The organism is Paenibacillus sp. MMO-177 (assembly GCF_037147795.1).
Lineage (GTDB): Bacteria > Bacillota > Bacilli > Paenibacillales > Paenibacillaceae > Pristimantibacillus.
The window spans coordinates 763,265-785,616 of the sequence record NZ_JBBCUR010000001.1 but is presented as its reverse complement, the minus strand read 5'-3'; the positions used below and the strand labels follow the sequence as shown (position 1 = coordinate 785,616).

Here is a 22,352-nt window from a genome sequence, read left to right as displayed (position 1 = left end):
TGCTTTAACCCGCTCGCAGCACGAAACTTTCCTCTATATCGACGCATTGTCTCCGACCCCTAACTAACTAGAGTTCCGTCTGATCAACGGTCTTAACGATGCGCCGCATCGTTAAGACCAGCGCAACTGGCCAGCCCGGGCACCTTAACGATGTCGCACATCGTTAAGCGCATCAATAACAACGAAAAACCAGCCACGAAGGCTGGTTTTCGAATCCTTAACGATGCGCCGCATCGTTAAGCCCAGCGTAACTGGCTAGCCCGGACACCTTAACGATGTCGCAGATCGTTAAGCGCATCAAAAATAGCAAAAAACAAGCCCCTGAGGCTGTTTTTCGAATCCTTAACGATGCGCCGCATCGTTAAGCCCATTAAAATGGGCCAGCCCGTGCGCCTTAACGATGCCGCACATCGTTAAGCGCACCAAAAACAGTGAAAAAAGAGCCCGTGGGGCTGTTTTTCGGAACCTTAACGATGCGCCGCATCGTTAAGCCCAGCGCAACTGTCCAGCCCGGGACCTTAACGATGTCGCACATCGTTAAGGTCCCTATAGGCAAACCAACCAATACTAGCAAAAGAGGCTGTGCAGATCTTACCTGCACAGCCTCTTTTGCTATGCGGCCCCTCCCACAAGGATTTTCTTGGTTATTGTTCTTTATCTGACAGGTTAATGGCAAACGGAGTGTTTGTATGATTCTGGAGAAGTGCTAACGTTCGCTTTTGCTCTGGGATTCCTACTATGATTACTCTAATTGAGGGGAATCCCAGAGCAACGGCGATCGGAAGAACATACAAACACGCAGTTTGCTCTTTAACCTAGGTAAGCTCAGATAAATACAATCCAAAAAATCCTGACACCCCACCTAAAAAAATGCGCCGTGATAAACGTCCCAAATTTCGTTTACAATGAAGGAAACATCTTATCGGGCCGGATCGGCGGCCAAGGAGCCAAAGCGGATGCGATCCTTTTCCTTATCCTCGCTTCTAAGGCAGTACCGTCCCCGCAGACTTCGCACCCGAATTCTGCTGGCCGTAGTGTTATTGTCGGTGCCGCCGCTAATCATTCTAGGATATATTTCCTTTAATATTTCGAAAAATACGATCGTGCATAACCATCTGGACAACAACAAGCATAATCTGCAGGCGGCAAGCGAAGTGGCGGATCTTCTGTTCCGGAACGTCATTAACATGCACCGGCTCATTCTGGCCAACGATCAGCTTCGCGACGAGCTGAAGGCAAGCGCGGCGGACGAAAGCCACGTGCTTGATATCCGGACCGCCAACCGGCTGCAAAATCTCGTTGTACGCAACTTGATCGATACCCGTCACATCGACTCTATCTGCTTGTTCGACCGGGGCTTCCACTCCGTTTGTTACGGCAGCGTGGAAGCGAACGCGGGAATCTATGACGATGAGACAAGCCGGTCGGTGATTGGCCAGACGGATTGGTACAAGCGCGCGGAAGCGGCGAACGGCCGGGAAGTATTTTTCAGCTACAACGTGCTTCAGTCCATCAATTCGGGGAATGCCGGGACCTCGTTCTCCAGCGTGAAGCTGCTTCGCGATCCGGCGAGCTTCCGCGTCATCGGGCTGCTTATTATTAATTTGAAGAAAACGATATTCGAGCAGGCGATGGGAGACGACGGGGATTTTATCGTGCTGGATACATCCGGCAAGCTGTCCCGCAGCGTCTATGCCCAGAATGCTTCGATTGAGCATCTGATCGACCGCGAGGTTGGCGAGGACAGCGTCCTGCGCGAGCTGCATCAGCATGGCTATTTGACGGTTGGCTACCGAAACGCAACGACCAATTGGACCTTTCTTCATATCGTCAAAACCGACGTACTGCTGCAGGATTCGAACCGGATCGGTACGGTTACAATGCTTATTGCGGGCTTTATCGCGCTTATTGCGATTATTTTGTCCATGTTTGTATCGGGAAGCATTACCCGGCCGCTCTTGCAGCTGAAAAAAATGATGGTGGACTGGTCCAAGGGCTCAGGCGCCTCGGTTCAGGTTATCTCCTTCGAAGAAGACGAAGTTGGGGCGATTGGCGAGACGTTTCGCAAAATCTCCTCCGAGAACAAACAGCTCAGCGAAAGGCTTATTCATTCGCAGCTAAAGGAGAGGGAAGCGGAGCTGAGGACGCTGCAGGCGCAGATTAAGCCTCATTTTCTCTATAACACGCTGGATTCGATCTATTGGATGGCTATACTGCAAAACAACACGGATATCGCGAAGATGACGGTTGCTTTATCGGAGAGCTTCAAAATCAGCTTGAACAAAGGGAAGGAAACGATTCCGGTGTTCAAGGAGCTCCAGCATATCGAGCATTACATGACGATACAGAATCTCCGCTATAAGTCGCGGTTCCATTATATCGTTGATGTCGATCAAGGACTGATGAGCATCGAGATTCTGAAGCTGATCCTGCAGCCGCTTGTCGAGAACGCCATCTACCACGGCCTGGAGCCTAAGGTTGGGGAAGGAACGATCCGGCTGACGGGCAGAATGGAGGATGGCGCCGCTGTCTTTACCGTGGAGGACGACGGCGTTGGGATGGAAGACATCCAGGCAACGGAAACCGGGTACGGGTTAGTCAATGTCAGGGAACGAATCATGCTCTACTATGGTCACAGAAGCTCGTTAACGGTTCGCAGCGAACCGGGGAAAGGAACAATCGTCGAGATCCGGTTCCGGCCAAATGAAATCAGAGAGGGTTGAGAGTCATGTTAAAAGCCGTTATTTTCGACGATGAATATATCGTTACGCAAGGGCTTCAAATGATGGTGGACTGGTCCCGTTACGGCATTGAGCTGGCGGGTACGGCCGCCGACGGTCTCTCCGCTCTGCAGATGGTCCGGGAGCTTCAGCCCGATATCGTGATGACGGATATCCGCATGCCCGGCTTAACCGGATTGCAGCTGATTGAAGAGATCGCGAAGGAAATGCCGGATACCGCGTGTATCGTGTTCAGCGGCTTTAACGAGTTCGAATATATCCGCAAGGCGCTAAAGCTTGGCGTTATTGATTATTTGGATAAGCCCATTACGCTTGAAAAAATCGACGAAGCGATCGGCCGGACCATTGCCCGCATCGGCCATCAGCAGGAGCATACGCAGCTAAAAACCCAAGTAGCCGCCAACAAGGAAGCTTTGCTGGAGAAGGCAACGCTTGATTTGCTGCTGCTTGGGGAGCAAGCCGTTGCGGATTGGAAGGAGGCCTTCGGGGAAGCTGACGCCAAGCGGGTGAAAGGCGTCACCGTGCTTGCAGCCACGGGCAAAACGGAGCGGCTCGAGGAGCATCCGTCGTACCGATTGATTTCTTTCTCATACGGAAAAGAGTGGGTGACCGTCGTTTTTCATTACGATTTGCCGGCAGAGCAGCTATGGGAACAATTGACGCTCCGTTCACCGCAAATGGAGGAGTCGATTGGCTCCGGGCAGACCTATGCCGATGCGGCAGATGCGGCCAAAAGCTATAATGAAGCGGTACGCGCTCTTAGGTACGCCGTTTTCCTGGAGGAGAAAGGCTGGACCCGGTTCGAGCATGCGGAGGACAGCTTTCCGCACGGCTTAACCGAGTGCGAAGAGGATATTGTCTTCAATATGCGAACAGGCAATAAGGACGGCTTGCTGCGCTTATTGGATGAATACAAGCATTGCATGGAGGCTGAACGGCTTAGTCCCGAGTCAGTCGAGCAGGAGGTTCTCAAGCTGGCTTATATCGGGTATCAGGTAGCCAAGGAATCCGGCGGGGATATGAAGCAGCAGGCAACTGTAGCCTACAGGGAACTTGGCGAGATGTCATCCAGGGACCGGATGTTTGAATGGCTCCAAGAGCAGATGGAGATGTTCCTTCATTTCATGAAGGAGGATAAGCATGCCGCGAAGCATAATGCGGTGGAGAAGGCGCTTGCTTTTATCGAGAAGCATTACCTGGAGTCGTTCACCCTGCAGGAGGTGGCCGAGCATGTCGGCATGAATGCCACCTATCTCAGCCTGCTGTTTAAAGAAAAGGTGGGAACCTCGTATATCAAATACGTTACCAAGCTGCGGATGGAGCAGGCGAAGATGCTGCTGCACAAAGGCATGCTTGTCAACGATGTGAGCAAGAAGGTAGGCTATTATAATTACAGGCATTTTACGGAGCTGTTCAAGAAATACGCGGGCGTAACGCCGGGGCAATTCCGTGAAGGGCATGTCGGCGGCAAAACGCACGAGCAAGCGCAGGAGGTGGGGGAGCATGAATAGGCCGGCTGCGGCAATGGGCCTAATAACCGCGTTATGCGTATTTCTTGTATCCTGCTCGAGCGGCGGCTCGTACGGAACCAATGAAGATGAACAAATTACCGATCCGACCCGGGTTATTCATTATGTATCGTCGGATCTCGAAGAGCAGCAGCCCCGGATTATCAGCGAGCAGGCTCGCGAATACGAGAAGCAGCATCCCAACATTAAATACGAATTCGAGAACGTCAACACCTCGGACCTCGTTCAGAAAATCCAGCTGCTGGCGGCAAGCAACGATCTGCCGGAGGTCTTCTCCTACGAATCGGGCAGGCCGCTTGAGCAGCTGGCGGATAACGGATTTATTTTGGATATCGAGAAGGTGTTCCGCGAGCTTGGCCTGCAAAACGAATTAAACCCGGCAGCCGTGAAGCTGCTTAAGTCGATGGTCCGGGATAAAGGGCTGTACGCTCTGCCGCTTGAGATCAACATCGAGGGTTTCTGGTATAACAAAAAGTTGTTCGCCAAGTATGGCCTGGCGGTTCCGGAGACCTGGGATGATCTCCTTCGCGCGGCGGAGGTATTGCAGTCGCATGGCGTTCAGCCCTTCTCGCTGGCGGGCGGCAATAAATGGCCGATCACTCGGCTCATTAACAGCTATGTCATCCGGGTATACGGCTATGACGCGATGCAGCGGGTAGCACGCAAGGAGCTGAAGGTAACGGATCCGGGCTTTGTTAAAGCGGCCGATACGGTTCAGCGGATGGCTCAGCTCGGTTATTTCGGCAGGCATGTGAACACAACCGAGACGGACGAAGCGACAACGATGTTCCTCGAAGGAAAAACCGCCATGTATTATACGGGAAGCTGGAGCCTCAGGGATTTTAACAGCACGATTAGAAACAAGATTGGAACGGATGCCATCGGATTGTTTAACATTCCTTTGGTGAAAGGCGGAGCGGGGACCAAGGATGATTGGCTGATGAACGCGGGGTTAACCACTTCTCTATCGGCGGCAGCGTATGACGATACGATGAAGGATTGGCTGAAGGCGGTGTTTACCGGCTACGGGGACAAGGCCATGCAGGAATACGGCGTGATCACCGGCTTTAATGTGCAGAACATGCCTGACGATGTACCTAAGCTGACGCAAATGACGCAGGAGACGATCGACAGCGTTAAGAACGGCGCTTTATGGTTTGAGGCTTTATTTGATGCCGATACGCAGACGGTTGCCTGGAATAATGCCCAACTGCTAATTGCAAACAAGGATTATACAGGGAAGATGTACATGCAAGACTTGCAGGCTGCATTAGACAAGCAGCAATAGGCTGGAATGGGGAAACCCGCAGACCTGAAACGGTTTGCGGGTTTCTTTGCGCTTGTCATCCTTTGACCGCGCCGGCCGTCATGCCGGCAACGATTTTTTTGTTGAAGAAGATAAACAGAATAAGCGGCGGAAGAGAGATCAAGATAATATCAGCGAACAGCAGATTCCAGGACGTATTGTACATGCTGGTGAAGTTGTACAGGGTCAGCTGGATCGTGGCGTTTTTTGCCCCAGGGAAGAAGTAGAGCGGATTCACGAAGTCGTTGTAAATGCCAACCGACGACAGCACGATAACCGTTGAGGTTACCGGCATGAGAAGCGGCAGAATCATCTGGAAAAACATTCGCATGCTTCCGCAGCCGTCCACGATAGCCGCTTCGTCAATTTCCCGTGGGATCGTCGCCATAAAGCTGCGGTACAGCATAACGGCGAACGAAATGCCAAGCGCAACCTCGACCAGGACAATCCCGGACATCGTCTTGAACAGATGTATGGAGTCCAGCACCCAGATCGTTGGTACAACGGCGGGAGGAATCATAAGGCCGGCCAACACAAGAAACTGAATGATGCCCGACCAGCGGTCATTGCGGCGCTGCAGCACGTAACCGGTCATTGCGCTGACCACCACGAGGATAGCGATCGACAGCAGCGTGATAAGCGTACTGTTCACGAAGGACCGGATCACCATATGATCTTGCGCGATAAGAACTTCTTTATAGTTCGACCATTGAAGGGACGTTGGCCAGCTTAGATCAAGCTGGGCGGCGTCCTTTTTGTTTTTCAGCGAGTTGATTATGACAAAACAGAACGGGACCCAGAAAATAATGACGGACAAGACAATCGCAATAACCTCGAAAACAATGCGTTTCGTGCCTTTCAGCTTCATTACAGATCAACCTCCCTTTTGGACAGAAGCTTAAGCAGAGGGAAGGCCAGCAGGGATACGCCGATAAAGAGAATCACGTTGCCCGCCGTCGAGAGGCCGTAGAAGCCGCCTTGATATTGTTTATAAATGATAGAAGCGATCAAGTCCGTGCTGAAGCCCGGCCCGCCTTTGGTCATCGCCCATACGAGGTCGAAGGAACGGAGGCCCCCGATAAAGGCAAGAATAATAACCGAGTTCATCGCGGGTGCCACAAGCGGGTTCGTAATATGCTTGAACCGGTCCCAGGCGTTGCCGCCGTCGATCTGAAGCGCTTCGTAATATTCTTCGGGAATGGACATAATGCCCGCGATAAAAATAACAGTAGCCATGCCGACGCCCTTCCACACATCAACAAAGGCGACGGACAGGAGGGCGATACTCGTGTCGCCAAGCCAGTCGGGACCAACGATGCCCGCAAGCGCCAGGCTTTTATTAATCAGGCCTTGAGTCGGATGCATCATGCTGCTGAACGCAATGCCTACGGCAATGGTAGAGAGCAGCGTCGGAAAGAAAACAACGGAACGAAGATAACCTTTGATCCGGAGGCCGGATGTCAACGCCACCCCCAGCAAAAGTCCGAATACGACCTTGAGGCCGCAGGTTACAACCGCATAGATCAAGGTGTTGCGGAAGCCGATATTAAGCGACGATTCCGAGAAAAACGTCTTATAGTTGTCCAGGCCGATGAAATCCCAGTCCACCAGATCCCATCTCGTCATGCTGAAGAAGAAGGACATGATGGTGGGCAAGAGGAACAGCACGAAATAAATAATGCCCGCGGGCAGCAAAAATTTGTACGTATAAAACCTTTTGGAAGCCTTTGTTAGGGAAGCCTTCTGCATGGTGAATCTCTCCCATCTTACTATCTTTGCAAAAAGCCCTGTCCTGCCTTAAGGAGCAGGGCAGGGCTGCTGTTGTTACCACATCAGAAAATATAAGTATTTCGAACTCGAAATACTCATTTTCTGATTGGCGATAAAAACTACCTTTGAAACGCGGTCGCTCCTCTTCGGATGACTTCGATATAAGTTTTTATCACTATCACCAGCCTTGAATGCCAAGCTGCTTCGCTTGTTTCTCGACGTCTTTGTCGTACGCCTTGGCATTGTCCTCCGGCGACTTCATGCCTGCGCCGACTTCAACCGTCAGCTGCGGCAGGCTTGGTCCTTTGAGCGGGGACAGGAACTCAAGGGCCGGCGCGTTGTTGCCGTTATCGAAGTAAGGCATCATTTCTTTTACGCCGGCGTAAGCATCATCCGGCAGCGTTGCGCCTTTGATCACATAAGGACCTTCAGGTTTTGCTTTTGTTGCCAGGAGAGCCATGCCCTCGGGCGAAGCGAAGAAGTTGATCCATTTTTTCGCGGCTTCCACGTTTTTGCCATCCTTGTAGATCGCGATTCCGGCTGGCATCCATACGGTCAGAGCGGTTTTGTCCGCGCTGTCGGCAGGTTGGGCGAATACGCCGATATCGTCGATTTTGTCCGGATACGTTGCAAAGATGTTCGAGAGAGCGAAGGTCAGCATCGGGTACTGAACGCCGGTGCCGTCAACGAGCATTTTGAGCGCCTGATCATACGTGGTGGCGAGGTAATCTTTGTTCATGTAATCCTTCATCTCGGCAAGCTTTTGGAAGCTGCGCAGAGCCGCAGGCGTATCGGCGAACTTTGCTTTGTTATTGGTGAAATCGTCGGCAAACGTTGGAGCGTCCGCCGTTACGTTAGCATAGTCGGCCAGCACGATCAGCTGGGAGGTCCAGCTGTCCTTGTAGGAGCCGATGACCGCTGTTTTGCCTGCTGCTTTAATTTTCTCGTTATTGGCTTTCAGCTCATCCCAGGTTTTTGGAACGGACAGGCCAAGCTCCGCATACACCTTTTTGTTATAGAGCCAAGCGCCTGCCTGCGAAGCGCCGCTTGGTGCCGCATACGTTTTGCCGTCAACGCTGACGGTTGGCAGGAAGGAGTCCACCACGTTTTGCATAAACGGTTCGCTTGTCAGGTCAAGGAAATATTTCTCGGGCTGCAGCGCTTTGAACAAGGAACCGGAGTTGTAGAAGCTCAGATCGTCCATTTCGCCGGTTGCCAGTCTTGTTTTTACGAGGTTGTCGCCTTCGTCGCCGCCGGGACGGAGGTCGAATTCGGTCTTGATGTTGTAGCGCTTCTCGATTTCGTCGGCTACCGCTTTAATGCCTTCCGTAGAAGTCTGGTTGTCGATCATCAGCTTCAGCGTAACCGGCTTCTCGTAGCGTTCGGAAGAGGCGTCGCTTGTTGCCGCCGGCGATTCGGCTGCCGCGGTCTGGCTTGCTTCCGGGGATTTGGTCGCATTAGCGTTTTGGCCGTTATTATTGTTGCTGCCGCATGCCGTCAAAGCGGATGTAAGAAGTACGGCTCCTGTCAGGGCCAGAATCGTTTTCTTTTTAGATTGTGCCATTCAGATATACCCTCCTTGTTATGTTCGAGCGTAATCAAGCTGTTTCGTTTCGCTAGCGGTTCGGGTTTCCGGAGCCCTGTGGACCTAAGTGTAAAGGCTTTCATGACGACTTGATAAGCGCTGTTTTTTTTGGCTCATGTCGGATTTTTTTTGACAGCGCAGTAACGGCGCGGGGTTTCGCCGGGCGATCCAAATTAATCGTACGCGGAACCCAAAAATCGCTGACGTTGGCAGGCCTGGAATCTAAAAAAATCGGATGCTTATCCAAAAAGGTTGGCCCTTGTTGGATACCATGTAAGCGCATACGATTATAGGTAGAAGAAATTAAGACAGCAGGATACGGGAGGGATTTATAGATGCTAATCAATCAAACGATGGTCGATAAAGCGGAAGCGTTAATACCTGAATTAATGACAAGCGTGGTTGAGCCAAAATCCGTTGTTGAAATCGTGGCGGATGAGGAGGCTTTTCAAGGCTGGCGGGTTGAGCAGGCGGAGGATCAGGCGTGGAAGGAGCGGGTGCTCGGAAAAGGAGAAAGCTTTACTCTGGACTTTGGCGATCACCTTGTTGGTTATGTGAGCTTGAAGGTGAAGCCCGTCGGAAGCCCGCCGGATGCGCCGTTAAAGCTGAAGCTGACGATTGGGGAGATGCCATGCGAGATTGCGGAGCCTTTTGAGTCGTACGACGGATGGCTGAGCAGCTCCTGGCTGCAGGAGGAGACCATCTTTATTGATGTGCTTCCTGCAGAGATTAAGCTACCTAGACGGTATACGTTCCGTTATATCAAGGTGGATGTTCTGGATACGTCGAAAAAATATAACGTGTCATTCGAGCAGGTAGAGTGCACGGCGGTTACATCCGGCGATGTTGCCCGCGTTGCGCCGCTGCCGGATAGTGTATCAGGTGAATGGGCGGAGATGGACCGGATTGCGGTCAAGACGCTGCAGGACTGCATGCAGACCGTATTTGAGGACGGGCCGAAGCGGGACCGCAGGCTGTGGATCGGTGATTTAAGGCTGCAGGCGCAGGCGAATTATTTGACGTTTAACAACCATGATTTGGTTAAGCGCTGCTTGTATTTGTTTGCCGGCATGCGGCTTCCGGACGGTGCGGTGGGAGCTTGCGTGTTTGAGAAGCCTCATGCCCATGCGGATGATACTCGGCTTTACGATTATGCGCTGTTTTTTGTGGCTTGCCTGTACGACTATTATGAGGCATCCGGGGACAGGGAAACGCTTGAAGAGCTGTGGCCGATTGCCATGGAGCAGCTGGAGATTGGCGTGGAGAGGCTGGATGAGCGGGGAATCGTGCGTGATGACGAGACCTGGTGGAGCTTTATCGACTGGCATCCGGAGCTGAATAAGCAGGCGCCATCGCAAGGCGTATTGATCTATTGCCTGAAGCGCGGCTTGGAGCTGGCCCGTATTCTTGGTCTGGCAGACAAGCAGCAGTATATAGAAGAACAGATTGCACGAACGGCCGAGGCAGCCGTTACTCAATTATGGGATGAGGACGCGGGCTTCTTCGTCAGCGGCTCCGATCGCCAGATTTCTTGGGCGTCGCAGATATGGCTAGTCCTTGCGGACGTATTGCCGGCGGAGGATAACGCAGCGTTATTGGAGCGCCTGTTTGAGGAGCAGCCGGCGATCGGAATGACGACGCCATATATGTATCACCATCTGATCGAGGCCTTGTTCTCGGTTGGCAGCAGGGAGAAAGCCAATCGGCAGATGCAGGCTTATTGGGGCGAGATGATTAAGGACGGGGCGGATACGTTCTGGGAGCTGTACAATCCGAAGGACAAAAAGCTGTCGCCGTACGGCAGCAACCTGATCAACAGCTACTGCCACGCATGGAGCTGCACGCCAACTTACTTTATCAGGAAGTATCTGATTTAGTTGAGCAGCACCACGGCGTTTGAGACTCGCTAGATTGGAAGGCTGTAAGCTCCAAAGGTGGTTAACGGCGGTCAAACTAGCTAGAATGAAGGACTGTAAGCTCCAAAGGGAGCTTACAGTCAAGCAGAAGCGGAGGAACCCGGCCCAACTGTTGGCTGTAAGCGCCAAAGGATGCTAACGGCGGTCAAACTAGCTTAGAATGAAGGACTGTAAGCTCCAAAGGGAGCTTACAAGGCTGCGGAGGCTGAGGAACCCGGCCCAACTGTTGGCTGTAAGCGCCAAAGGATGCTAACGGCAGTCAAACTAGCTTAGAATGAAGGACTGTAAGCTCCAAAGGGAGCTTACAAGGCTGCGGAGGCTGAGGAACCCGGCCCAACTGTTGGCTGTAAACGCCAAAGGAGGTTAACGGCGGTCAAACTAGCTAGTTTTAAGGGCTGTAAGCTCCAAAGGGAGCTTACAAGGCTGTGGAAGCAGAGGAACCCGGCCCAACTGTTGGCTGTAAGCGCCAAAGGATGCTAACGGCGGTTAAACTAGCTAGATTGAAGGACTGTAAGCTCCAAAGGGAGCTTACAAGGCTGCGGAGGCTGAGGAACCCGGCCCAACTGTTGGCTGTAAGCGCCAAAGGATGCTAACGGCGGTCAAACTAGCTAGATTGAAGGACTGTAAGCGCCAAAGGGGGCTAACGGAGGTCAAATTAGCTGGATTGAAGGACTGTAAGCTCCAAAGGGAGCTTACAAGGCTGCGGAGGCTGAGGAACCCGGCCCAACTGTTGGCTGTAAGCGCCAAAGGGGGCTAACGGTGGTCAAACTAGCTAGAATAAAGGACTGTAAGCTCCAAAGGGAGCTTACAGCCCAGCAGAAGCGGAGGAACCCGGCCCAACTGTTGGCTGTAAGCGCCAAAGGATGCTAACGGCGGTCAAACTAGCTAGAATGAAGGACTGTAAGCTCCAAAGGGAGCTTACAGCTTGAATTCTGGTGGGGTGCGACTACAGTGCAAAGTCTGAAAGGCTGAAACCCGCCTTTCAGCACCAAACAGAAAAAGACCGCTTCGCGGCCGGGCACAAGATGCCCGGAGCGAACGGTCTTTTCTTTATTTGTACGGTACCGTCACGGTAGACTGCTGGCCGTTGGCGCTGCTCGCATTGACGCGAAGCGAGGATGTGCCGTTGCCAATCGCGCTCCACACCTTGATTGTGATAGTGCCGTTGTTCATGTTCGCGAAGGAGCCGGTTGCCGAGGTTGGTCCGCCGCCCTGCGTGTAATCCTCCCAGCCGGTAACGTCATTGGTTGCGAAGTAGCCGTAGGTTTCTACTCTCGTGGAACTTCCGTTGCCGTTAAAATCATAGGTGACTTGTACTTGAACGCCATTGCCAACGCTTGCACCCGAATCTAGGAACAGGTGGAAGGCGGTTGATTTGGTTGCATCATACGTCGCATTAATGCCGGTAATGGTGTAAGTGCTTGCGCTATGCGGATTACCGTCATAATTCGCTCCGCCAGCACTAGCAATCGTATCGCTGGCTGCCGCCGTTCCTGCCGTAAAGCTTAGGCTGGAGCCCGATTTCACATAGAGCACATTGCTCGAGAGTGAAGCCCCCGAGACGGTGTAGCTCACAGCATTACTTGTGCCGGCTGAAGTTGTAATCGTCACGTTATAGCTCCCTGCCGCAAGACTCGAAGGGACTGTCGCCGTAATCGAAGTATTTGACCAGCTTGTTACGGCAGCGGCAACAGAACCAAATTTAATAGCAGACGTGCCTTGCGAAGCTCCAAATCCGCTGCCCGTTACGGTTACCGTGCTTCCCGCTGACCCGGAAGACGGGCTGATGCTGGTGATCGAAGGTCCGCTTGGTACAACGACCGTTCCGAGCGAGGAAGCGACGGAGCCGGCAGGCACGCTCAAGGTAGCTCCGTCCGAGAACGTAACCGTAATGGCCGAGGTTCCCGGATTGTATGCGACGTAGTTGCGGGTCGAGCCTTTTTTGAACACGCCGTAGGTTGGCACATTTGCTGTTACGGAAGTATCCACCTGACCAAGCGCCTGCATGTTATACAGGAAGCTGTACGTATGCGCTTTGGTCTCGCCGTCCTCCGGCGTGTAGTTCGGATTCGCGTTAAACAGGCTGATCGCACCGTCCGCATCATACAGAGCTTGGTATTCCCAGAATATATCCGGCCACATGTTCCAGGCATTGCCCCCGCGTTCGGAGGCCGTTTGCGCCAGGAAGGCAGCGGAATAGGAAGGCTTGTAGCCAAGATACGCGGAGGCAGCGGTTACCGGCAAAATATTAATGCCGCGGATCGCCTGCACATCGGCCGAGAACCAGGTTGCATAGACGGACTTGCCGCCCCAGATCATCGAGGAGTAGTTGTGGTTATAACCGCTTTTGAAGTTGGTTCCATCGATATTAAACCAATATTCGTTCACCGCGTTGACCTCGGTCGTGTACAGGTAGATCCCCGCATCGCGGATAGCCGTATTTCCCGTAGCCTGCCCCCACAGGATCATCGCGGACCAAGCATTAATTGCTTCCGAAGACGATTCCTGGTTATTGCCGTCCGCAAACTCCGAGTTGCCCGATGCCCAGGAATGGCCGGCGTACGGATCGAAGTTGCGCATATAAGGGAAGCTGGTATCGGAGCGGTCCCAGTTGGCAAAGTCTTTAATCAACATATTCACCATGCCGCCATAGTTAGAGGTTGAAGCCCAGCTTGGATTGTTGCGGGCCACCTCAGCCGCTGCGCGCACCCAATAGCCGTAATGGAAGTGATGGTCATTCAAGGAATCATTCGAACCATAGCTGGCCGGGTAGCCGATAAGGGTACCCCAGTTGCTGTTGTAGTAGAACAGGTTGTTGGTTTTTGTCCCCGCAGTCAAATTGCTGCTCAGCGTTGTCTCGAGATAGTTCTCGAAATTCGTAACGGCTGCCGTATTGCCGGCCTGCTGGGCGATGGGGAGCAGGTTGGCGATCCGGCCCAAATATTTGCCAAGCCAATACGTATCGGTTGCCCCAACGGTATGGTTCGCTTCGGTCCGGACGGACTCGATATAGTTGTTCAAGGTTGCGTTGTTATAGCTGCCAACGGCAGGCAGGTAAGGGAGAATGCCCTGATAAGTAAGCGATGTTGTAAAAGAGGACCCCGATACCGTCTTCATCGTTCCTCTGACGCTGTCGTAGGTGTAAGGGAGCAGCGAGGCTGATGTATTTTTCCACTGGCTAGGATAAAGCGCCATAATAGTACCGGTCTGCGTGCCTTCCATGGCTTGCGTTGTGACGGAATAGGTTGTAGACACCTTGCTGGTCGAAGAGTTGTAGGAGTAGTTCGATGTTGTATTGGTTACGAAGGAGTAGGCGTATTGCTTGTAGGCATTTAGAGTAGCCGCCGTATTGTCCGGAAGAACGGCGACCGAGAAATAGCTCTTGCCGTTCAGCGAGTTGGTAAGCGTAGAGGTTCCAATGCCAGACCAGGTGGAGCCGGTAGGTCCAAATAACCCGTAGTGATGACCGTTAATCGTTACGCCCAGAACGCTGCTTGAAGCGCTGCCGGACCAGACGGTTGGTGCGGATGGGAAAGTGAGCTTAGGCAGGCCGCCGGAGTATGTACCGTAGATAAACGGCAGGCCGTGCCCGGTTGTAATCCGCATGGTTCCGCCGCTGCTGAACAGCATCGATACCGTCCAATCGGAAAAGGCGTCTACCTTGGCATCCGGGAAGTTCGATTGGGCGGAATGGCCAAGGGTGAAATCGTTGACGTACGCGCCAAACATGGCGTCTGCGCTGCCGGATTGCACCGGATAGCCGATGCCAAGCCCGTCTGCTTTTGCCTGAACGGCAAGAGGGTGAGGGAACATCACGTCCGAGTAGGCCTTCCAGGCGAGGGAGCTCCACCAGTCATTGGTTGGCATGGCCCCGGTCACATTAGAGGTTTTGTAGATTGTTGCGGGAGGTCCCGTCTGTCCTGCAGGCAGGCTATTCGTATAGCTTCCCGCGCCTACCGCAATCGTAGCGGCCGCTGCCGGCGAAGTAAACGAGCCTAGTATAGTGAATGCAAACAATGCGGTTAATACCATCAGTTTGGTCCATCTCATATCCTTCTTCATGAAGCTCCTCCTCAAAAAAAGGTCTGTGTTCTGCATTCTTCACCGATGCCATGAAGTTGTGCCCGGACACCACGGTCAGGCAACATCGCCTCCCTTCGTAGGTTAAGGACGACAAAAAAAGAAGACCTATTCTCCATAATCCATTGATTGCGGAACCGTCTTCTGTCGTTTACAGCATGAGATAGATTCTGTTTAGATGTCTAAGATGAGGGCAAAACGGAAGTGATTGCGATTGATGTGTGTGCGTAGCGAAACGAAGAGGAGTGTAGTGGAGCGATTTTCGAAAAGTTTTCGTAATTCCATCTTGATTATGGTCGCGATTGATTCCTTTGTAAAGAGGAAAGTGGGTATTTTTACAAAAATAGGGCTTAAATCCTGTTTTGCTAACGAAAGTTTTCGTAACTTCATAAACACATAACTGTGGTATTTCCGAAAATTAACAGGTGTGGTAGGATGGATGAAAGAAGAGAAGAAGGGTAAATCTGCCCACGGAAGTGAGAGATTGCGGTGAAAATAACGATAAAGACAATCGCCGAGCTGGCGGGGGTATCCGTGTCGACCGTCTCTAAAATCGTAAACAACTACGATGATGTCGGTACCGAGACGAGGGAGCGCGTGTTACGGATTATGGAGGAGCACGGGTATACGGCCTCCAATGCAGCCAAGGTTCCGAAACGTAAATCCCAGCTGGTCGGCGTTGTATACGCGGGTAAAATAAATGCCGAGTTCAATCACCTTTTCTTTGTGGATGTAATCAACGCTTTTAAGAAAAGAATAGGTCTGTTAGGGTACGACCTGCTCTTCTTCTCGAATGAGAGACTTGAAGATTCGGAAGGGGACTATTTGTCCCGCTGCCGGCATTATCAGGTGGACGGATGTATTATTATTTCCGGCGACGAGATTGATTCCGGAATCGGAGAGCTGGATCAGAGCGATATTCCGTGCATCGGAATCGATCTTGAGCTGACCGGTAACCGTTCCGGTTACGTCATGTCGGACAACAGCCATATTTCGAACCGGGCCGTGGAGCATTTTTACCTGCAGGGGTACAAGGAATTTGGCTTTATCGGCTGCTCGGGGACAAGCCGGATCTCCCAGTTCCGGGAGCAATCGTACAGGGAGGCCTTGCAGCGTTACGGCCTGCCTGTCCTGGAGCCGTTCTTCCGGAACGGAAGCGACTTTTTCGAGCATTCCGGTTATGAGGCGATGTCGGGGATGATTGAAGCGGGGCAGGTTCCGCGTGCGGTATTCGCGGCTTCCGATTTGCTTGCGATCGGGGCGATTCGGGCAATCAGAGAGAAGGGGCTAAACGTCCCGGGGGATGTTGCCGTTATCGGCTGCGACGATATTGAAGCTTGCCAATACATCACTCCATCGCTGACAACCGTAAGACAGGATAAGGAGAAGATTGGCCTTCTGGCGGCTCTAATGCTGTATGACCTGATGAACGGCCAGCTGCAGTCGAGCTCGGTTATGGTTGCGCCGGAGCTGATCGTGCGGCAGAGCTGCGGTGCCGCCGGATCATGAATAAGAGCTGTCTCAAGGTTCCGGTACGGCCGGCCTGGAGACAGCTCTTTTGTTACCACTTATCTTCGAGAGCTTCGATAGAGGTTTTCTCAGCGGCGGCGAAGGGCTGTTGTATTAATGACGCCGTACGGGAACAACAGCTTGCTGCCCAGCCAGCCGACGATGCGGTCGGTCAGGAAGCCCATCAGGCCAAGGCTGATCAATCCGACAAAGATCCAGTCTGTACGGAAGTAAAGTCTGGAGTTCCAAATGAGGAAGCCTACGCCTTCGTTCGCCGCAATCATCTCGGCGCCAATGATCGCCATGTACGAGGTACCCATAGCAAGCCGAATGCCGGTGAAAATATAAGGCGTGGTGGCCGGAATGACGACATGGAGCAAAATCTGCCATTCGGAAGCGCCCATGCTGCGGGCCGAGCGGATCCGGTCCTCTTCAATAGCGAGCACGCCGGTTAATGTATTGATGATGACGATAAATAGAGTCGCGTACATAATGAGGGCAATCTTCGACTGCTCGCCAATGCCGAACCATACGAGGAACAGCGTAATAAACGCGATAGGAGGGATAAACCGGACAAAGTTCAGGAACGGCTCCGCAAAAACGCGGATCGCGGTTACTTTGCCGATGGTAAGTCCAATCGGAATGGCAAGAAGGCTGCCAAGCGCCCAGCCGGCGAATACCCGGTAGAAGCTGATGCCGATATATTTCATTAATGAACCGTCACTGAGCAGCTCCCGCGCTCCTTGCCAGGTAGCGGCAGGACTCGGAATAATCTCCGGACCATAGATCCATGCGCCAACCTGCCAAACGATGAAGGTGATGACCCACAGCAGCGGAATCGTTACCCATTTCTTTTGCAAAACCTTCACGGGTACATGCCTCCTTCCAGCTCGGCGTCAAAGTGGGACTGGATATGGCGCTGAAGCTCGTTCAGCTCCGGGGAGGCCGGATCGCGCGGATAGCCGAGCGGAACCTGATAGATGCTGGAGATCTTGGCATTAGGTCCGGTAGACATAACGGCGATCCGTTGTCCCAGCAGCAGCGCTTCCTGAATATCGTGGGTGACGAAAATCACCGTCTTGCCGGTTTCCCGCCAAATCTGGCTTAATTCCTTCTGCATGATCCGTCTTGTCATCGCGTCCAAGGCGCCAAACGGTTCATCCATCAGCAGAATCGCCGGATCATTGGCTAATACGCGGGCAAGCTGAACGCGCTGCTTCATGCCGCCGGACAATTCGCGCGGGAATTTGTTCTCATGGCCGTACAATCCGACAAGCCGGATATAGCGGTCCGATATTTCCTTGCGCTGGTCCTTTGGCATCTTTTTCATTTTCAGGCCGAACTCAACGTTTTGCCGGACCGTCAGCCAGGGGAAGAGGGAGGAGTCCGCCTGCTGGAAGACAACCGCTCTTTCCTTGCCGGGCTTGTCGACTTCATCGTTCCCGACGCGCAGGCTGCCTCCGGTCTTGGAGACAAAACCCGCGATCATATTGAGCAGCGTGGATTTGCCGCAGCCGCTTGGGCCCAGAAGAACGAAGAACTCTCCGCCCTTCACGACCAGATCGATATCTTTGATAATGTAATGAACGGAGCCGGCAGTGCCGGGTTTCACGTCGGAATAGCTTTTATTAAGCCGTTCGATGGTAATCGTATTTGGAGATGGACTCGTATTCAACATTTGTCATCTCTCCTTATTTCTTATAGGTGAACTGATCGGGTACCGCCTGTTGCACGCTGTCCAGACTCAGCTTATCGGCGAGGTTGAAGTCGTTCTTAATAATGCCGGCTCCTACCATGTAATTTTTCTGATTCGTCAGACTGTCGAAGGATTTCTGGGTAAAACCAACGGTCCAGTTGTTCGTCGCCAAATCCCGGAGGGTTGCTTCCTTCGGCTGCTTGGTCTCCTTAAACAGGATGTCGGCGGTTTCATCCGGATTAGCCGCAATGTACTTGGAGGTCTCATCCAAGGCTTTCAGGAAGTTGACAACCGCCTTCGGATGATCCTTAATCAAGGAATTAGGGGCGATAATCGTTCCCCCGATCCGCACGGAGGTTTTGGACATATCGGTCAGCTCGTGGACGCCATCAATGGCTTTGAATTTATCGATCAGCGTAGCGCCTATCACCCAGCTGGCGTCGATTTCGCCTTTTTTGAGCGCCACGTAAGCCTCGTCGAAGCCGCCTTGCCCGATCTCCTTCGTATCCGCAGCCGCTACGCCGTTATCTTTCAGATACACATCCCACAAGTAAGGGAGGAACGTGCCGCGAAGGGTGCTTAGCTTTTTGCCCTTTAGATCGGCAGGGGACTGGATTTCATCCCGGACAAACAGCTTCCATTGGGCAGCCGATGCCTCAGTGTCCGTGCCAGTCGCGGCAATAATCGAGAAATCGCCTTTGCTTACCGCATTCAGCGACGGGAAATCCGCGCCCCAGCCGATATCCGCCTGCTTGATGAACAAGGAATTAATACCCTCCGCAGGCGTAGCGAAGGTAATGATGTCGGCATCTATGCCGTATTTCTCGAGGAAGCCTTTGCTTTTCGCCACGCGGAGCACCGGGTTGGTTGAGGTGTCGGCGATTTTGATCTTAATCGGGTCGTTAGCAGCTTCCGCCTGTTGGCTGTTTGTTGAATTCGCTTCAGCCGCAGCCGGCTTATTCTCCTTGCCGCCGCATGCGGCAAGGGTGAAGGCAACGGCCAGAACCGATGCGAGAATACCGAACTTTTTCATCTGACTTCGCCTCAGCTTTCTTCTCCGGATTCGGCCGTGCTTGAGTGTTCTTCGACGGTCGCGACGCAGAATGCGCCTTCGCCGTACTCTCCGGTGCCTATCACTTCCACAACCGAATCGGTTCCTTTTGCCGCGGCGCCCGGCACCCGGTAGTCGGCAACGTCGAGCGGAACAATCGCTTCTTCAACGGGCTTCTCGAGCTGAGGCACCCACTCGTAAGGGACGCGGTAAGCACGGTAGACCATGTTGGCGTTGATTTTGTTCTTGTAAGGGGAGATATACTCCCATACCAGTTCATGTTCGCTCGTCACCTCGAAAATTCGGCCGTCTGCGCCTTCCGTAATCAGCGTATTGCCGTTTGGCAGGCGCTGCGCAGAGCTGATGTACGGGCTGTAGAAACGATAGGAGTCGAGCGGAGCCATAAAGCCGGCTTCCGTTGGCGTATACTGCCATTCAATCTCGAGAGTGACCGGATTAATCTCCAGAATACGGGAATGATCGCGGACCGCATTTTTGATGCCGTAAGGAGATGCAGGGTTCGGAAGACCGTAACCGCCCCAGCCTCCGTTATCGAATACAAGCAGATTGCCCTCGCCAGGCAGTCCTTGCGGGATGATATGGGCATGATGCTGACCGATAATCCAGCCCAGATGCTTGACTTCCGGCTTCGAATAGTCCGGGCCAAGCTGCCAGACGATTTTGCCGGTTTGGCGGTCCGTAATGGCGATAATATTGGATTCCCTGGCATCCCAGATAATGTTGTCCGGGTGGAATCGCTCGTCGCCGGCATCGTAAAATTTGTTCGGACCTACCCATGACGCGGAATTGATATGCATCCAGTCGCCGCCCGTATTGCCGCCAAAGTGACGTCCGTTAGGATCGCGAAACAGAACGTTCTTGGCCGCTTCGTCAAAGCCAAGCTCTTCGAAATGATCGCTTACCGCCCATTGCCACAGGATATTGCCTTCCCAGTCCACTTCGAGAATAACGTCGTCGAGCAGCAGCTTATCGGAGATCTCCGGCTTGGTTACGTTGCGGTGAGCGAGAATGAGGGTGCGTCCGCCGTTTGTCTGCGGTTCCTGTCCCGGAGCATAGTAGCCAACCGGATTGCCTTCGCGCTGGTAATCATGATGCGCGCGCGCCATCCACTCCGGCTCGTAGCCCGGATCCTCTATGTATTCGAGGCGGTTGAATTTCCATACGATATTGCCGTTCCAATCCACTTGCACCAGGTCGGCTTCGTCTTGGAAGCCGTATTTCGGATCGCGTTCCTTGGTGCTGCCTACCACGTAACCGCCCGGTAAAATTTTGTTCGGGAAGCCGCGCAGGCCTTTCCACAAATGAACCTCTTTGCCGCTCATATCAATCAGCAGGGCACCAACGTTGGCCGCTTGGAAAATCGTATAGCCGCTCCATGCCTTCTCAGGCAAATAAACCGTTGCTCCGGTTGGATAAATAGTGGGATGTCCCATTCTCAACACTCCTAAAATGAATTGTGAAGCAATTCATGCTTCGTAAGCATTAGCTAAAGTAAAATAGATTAATAATTCAAAAAATAATTTTGATTGGGTTTGGCGGCAGGCGGTTTTATTGGTTGTTCTTCCGTTTTATCTTCCGCTTTTTGCTCTTCGTATTCCTTGACCATTGCCATATAGCGCTCCGAGAAGCCTTCCAGATTGGCATAAATACGTTCGAAAATTTCCTTCTGGCAGGCGAGCTCTTCCTCGTTAAAGCTGCCGAATAAGAGACTTACTCCACGCTTGCCAAGCTCCGGATACCGTTCTAACAGCTGCCGGCCTTCCTCCGTAATGTCCAGCCATACGTTCCTGCGGTCGCCTTGCAGACGCTGCCGCTGTGCGAAGCCTTTTGCTTCCAGCTTGTCGCATAGCGCCGTAATTGCGCCGGACGTCAGATCAAGCTGCTCCGCCAGCTCTCCAAGCTTTTGCGCGCCGCCCAGCTGAATGCTCCTGAGAATAAGGAAGCCGGGCAAGGCGATATCCTCCACGGATATTTTGTCGCGTTCCTTAACGAATCTGCGGACCATCCTCCTGAACAGCCAATCGTTTTCTTCCATTTGGGATATGAAATCTGTCATGTTTTGTTCTTGTAACCTCCTAGGGCCGCTCGTGATGATTCTTACTTCGAAAGCATAATCCGAAGAAAACAAAAAGGCCGCAACAGACGTCCCGTGATCAGGTACGTGAGTTGGGCCTTTGGTTATCCAATCGGCTTTATGAAATTAGTTCAACGTTAAAAGAATGAACGTTGAAGGATTATGGATTGATATTAACCCGATAATTCCGACGAGTCAAGTGGTATTTGAAAAATATTTTTACGCTTTATGCCTTTCCCTGAATTGAAGCGGTGTCATTCCTTCCTGATCCCGAAAGCATTTGCTGAAATAGCTGGTCTGGGAAAAGCCGGTTTCGAGCGCAATAAGCTTGACCGATAGGCGGGTTGAGGCAAGAAGCTGCTTCGCCCGCAAAATGCGCGCTTCGGTCAGAAAGTCCGAGAAGGACTTGCCAAAGGTTTGATTAAATTTCCGGCTGAAATAATGGGAGCTGTACCCGGCAATCGCGGCCGCCTGCTCCAGAGTAAAGGGCTCGTTGCAGTGGGCGCGCACGTAATTGGCTGCTGACCGGATTTTGTCTGAGGCTTGATGGACGGACACGTTAAGCTGACTGGCGGTTGTCTGTATTCTGGTGAGCAGCTCGTACAACGTAGAAGCAGCCGCGTATTCGTCGTCTACTTCATAGCTTCTGCCCAGCCCCAGGAGGCGTTCCATTAAGGCTTCAACGGGCGCAAGATCGAGCAAATGAAAGAGCCAAGGTTCGTCTAGACCTTTTCCGTCGAGCAACTCCTCCGGTCTTGCGCCGTAAAAATGCACCCATCGTATACTCCAGGGATCCCGGGCATCCGAATGATAAGTTTGCCTAAGACCGGGGCCGTACAGAAAACCTTGCCCTTGCGTGAGCTCGTAGGTCATGCTGTCCGTGTGAAGATAGCCTTTCCCATCCAGTACGATATGCAGATTGTAATATCTGTCGAGGTTGTTTTCGGTTGTGGCAAATTCACGGTTGACGGCATGCTCCGGAAATTCGCTGTAGCCGCCAATGAAGTCGGGAAAGCAGATGTGGCGGGGGAAAATCGGTTTTGGAAGAAAGATATGCTCTTTCATGAATACACC

Annotated in this window: 15 protein-coding genes; 5 read left to right on the top strand and 10 right to left on the bottom strand. The window is 52.6% G+C overall.

Translation table 11 applies throughout. From position 1 onward, the window contains the following. The first annotated feature begins 905 nt into the window (after nucleotides 1–905). From WFK81_RS03510 to WFK81_RS03500, 3 genes are read left to right on the top strand one after another with little or no spacing between them, the layout of a single operon-like run. Nucleotides 906–2,723, top strand: a complete 1,818-nt coding sequence (locus WFK81_RS03510; RefSeq protein ID WP_336785049.1) for a sensor histidine kinase — start codon at nucleotides 906–908, stop codon at nucleotides 2,721–2,723. Nucleotides 2,724–2,728: 5 nt separating this feature from the next. Next, nucleotides 2,729–4,252: a response regulator gene (locus WFK81_RS03505; RefSeq protein WP_336785048.1), complete on the top strand. Its 1,524-nt coding sequence runs from the start codon at nucleotides 2,729–2,731 to the stop codon at nucleotides 4,250–4,252. Continuing rightward, nucleotides 4,245–5,558: an ABC transporter substrate-binding protein gene (locus WFK81_RS03500; protein WP_336785047.1), complete on the top strand. Its 1,314-nt coding sequence runs from the start codon at nucleotides 4,245–4,247 to the stop codon at nucleotides 5,556–5,558. Before WFK81_RS03505 ends, WFK81_RS03500 begins: the two co-directional genes overlap by 8 nt. Before the next feature lie 55 nt (nucleotides 5,559–5,613). Here the strand turns inward: WFK81_RS03500 and WFK81_RS03495 are convergent, their stop codons facing one another. The 3 genes from WFK81_RS03495 to WFK81_RS03485 all read right to left on the bottom strand — a co-directional run bounded on the left by WFK81_RS03495 (nucleotide 5,614) and on the right by WFK81_RS03485 (nucleotide 8,910). Beyond that, on the bottom strand, nucleotides 5,614–6,444 hold the full coding sequence (locus WFK81_RS03495) for a carbohydrate ABC transporter permease (RefSeq protein ID WP_336785046.1): 831 nt from the start codon (nucleotides 6,442–6,444) through the stop codon (nucleotides 5,614–5,616). Then, a complete protein-coding gene (locus tag WFK81_RS03490; protein WP_015846648.1) occupies nucleotides 6,444–7,325 on the bottom strand; it encodes a carbohydrate ABC transporter permease in 882 nt (293 codons plus the stop codon). Before WFK81_RS03490 ends, WFK81_RS03495 begins: the two co-directional genes overlap by 1 nt. Nucleotides 7,326–7,524: 199 nt before the next feature. Continuing rightward, entirely contained in the window at nucleotides 7,525–8,910 is a 1,386-nt protein-coding gene (locus WFK81_RS03485) for an ABC transporter substrate-binding protein (protein ID WP_336785045.1), read from the bottom strand. Nucleotides 8,911–9,266: 356 nt separating this feature from the next. On the opposite strand from WFK81_RS03485, the gene WFK81_RS03480 reads away from it, so the two are divergent. Then, on the top strand, nucleotides 9,267–10,808 hold the full coding sequence (locus tag WFK81_RS03480) for an alpha-L-rhamnosidase-related protein (protein ID WP_336785044.1): 1,542 nt from the start codon (nucleotides 9,267–9,269) through the stop codon (nucleotides 10,806–10,808). 1,089 nt (nucleotides 10,809–11,897) lie between these two features. Here the strand turns inward: WFK81_RS03480 and WFK81_RS03475 are convergent. Beyond that, nucleotides 11,898–14,909 carry a glycosyl hydrolase gene (locus WFK81_RS03475; RefSeq protein WP_336785043.1) on the bottom strand — a complete coding sequence of 1,004 codons (3,012 nt, stop codon included), beginning with the start codon at nucleotides 14,907–14,909 and terminating at the stop codon, nucleotides 11,898–11,900. A gap of 513 nt (nucleotides 14,910–15,422) precedes the next feature. Between WFK81_RS03475 and WFK81_RS03470 the strand changes: the two genes are divergently transcribed. Further along, nucleotides 15,423–16,436, top strand: a complete 1,014-nt coding sequence (locus WFK81_RS03470; RefSeq protein WP_336785477.1) for a LacI family DNA-binding transcriptional regulator — start codon at nucleotides 15,423–15,425, stop codon at nucleotides 16,434–16,436. Nucleotides 16,437–16,525: 89 nt separating this feature from the next. Here WFK81_RS03470 and WFK81_RS03465 read toward each other — a convergent pair whose 3' ends face one another. The 6 genes from WFK81_RS03465 to WFK81_RS03440 all read right to left on the bottom strand — a co-directional run bounded on the left by WFK81_RS03465 (nucleotide 16,526) and on the right by WFK81_RS03440 (nucleotide 22,343). After that, nucleotides 16,526–17,305 carry an ABC transporter permease gene (locus tag WFK81_RS03465; RefSeq protein WP_336785042.1) on the bottom strand — a complete coding sequence of 260 codons (780 nt, stop codon included), beginning with the start codon at nucleotides 17,303–17,305 and terminating at the stop codon, nucleotides 16,526–16,528. Further along, nucleotides 17,302–18,114, bottom strand: coding sequence for an ABC transporter ATP-binding protein (locus tag WFK81_RS03460; protein WP_336785041.1), 813 nt, complete (start codon nucleotides 18,112–18,114; stop codon nucleotides 17,302–17,304). The genes WFK81_RS03465 and WFK81_RS03460 overlap by 4 nt, the downstream gene beginning before the upstream one ends. Before the next feature lie 13 nt (nucleotides 18,115–18,127). Continuing rightward, entirely contained in the window at nucleotides 18,128–19,165 is a 1,038-nt protein-coding gene (locus WFK81_RS03455; RefSeq protein ID WP_336785039.1) for an ABC transporter substrate-binding protein, read from the bottom strand. 11 nt (nucleotides 19,166–19,176) lie between these two features. Continuing rightward, a complete protein-coding gene (locus WFK81_RS03450) occupies nucleotides 19,177–20,637 on the bottom strand; it encodes an aryl-sulfate sulfotransferase (RefSeq protein ID WP_336785038.1) in 1,461 nt (486 codons plus the stop codon). Nucleotides 20,638–20,705: 68 nt separating this feature from the next. Next, nucleotides 20,706–21,209, bottom strand: coding sequence for a MarR family winged helix-turn-helix transcriptional regulator (locus WFK81_RS03445; RefSeq protein WP_336785037.1), 504 nt, complete (start codon nucleotides 21,207–21,209; stop codon nucleotides 20,706–20,708). A gap of 288 nt (nucleotides 21,210–21,497) precedes the next feature. After that, complete coding sequence (locus WFK81_RS03440; RefSeq protein WP_336785036.1) at nucleotides 21,498–22,343, bottom strand: helix-turn-helix domain-containing protein; 846 nt, start codon at nucleotides 22,341–22,343, stop codon at nucleotides 21,498–21,500. Nucleotides 22,344–22,352 lie beyond the last annotated feature (9 nt).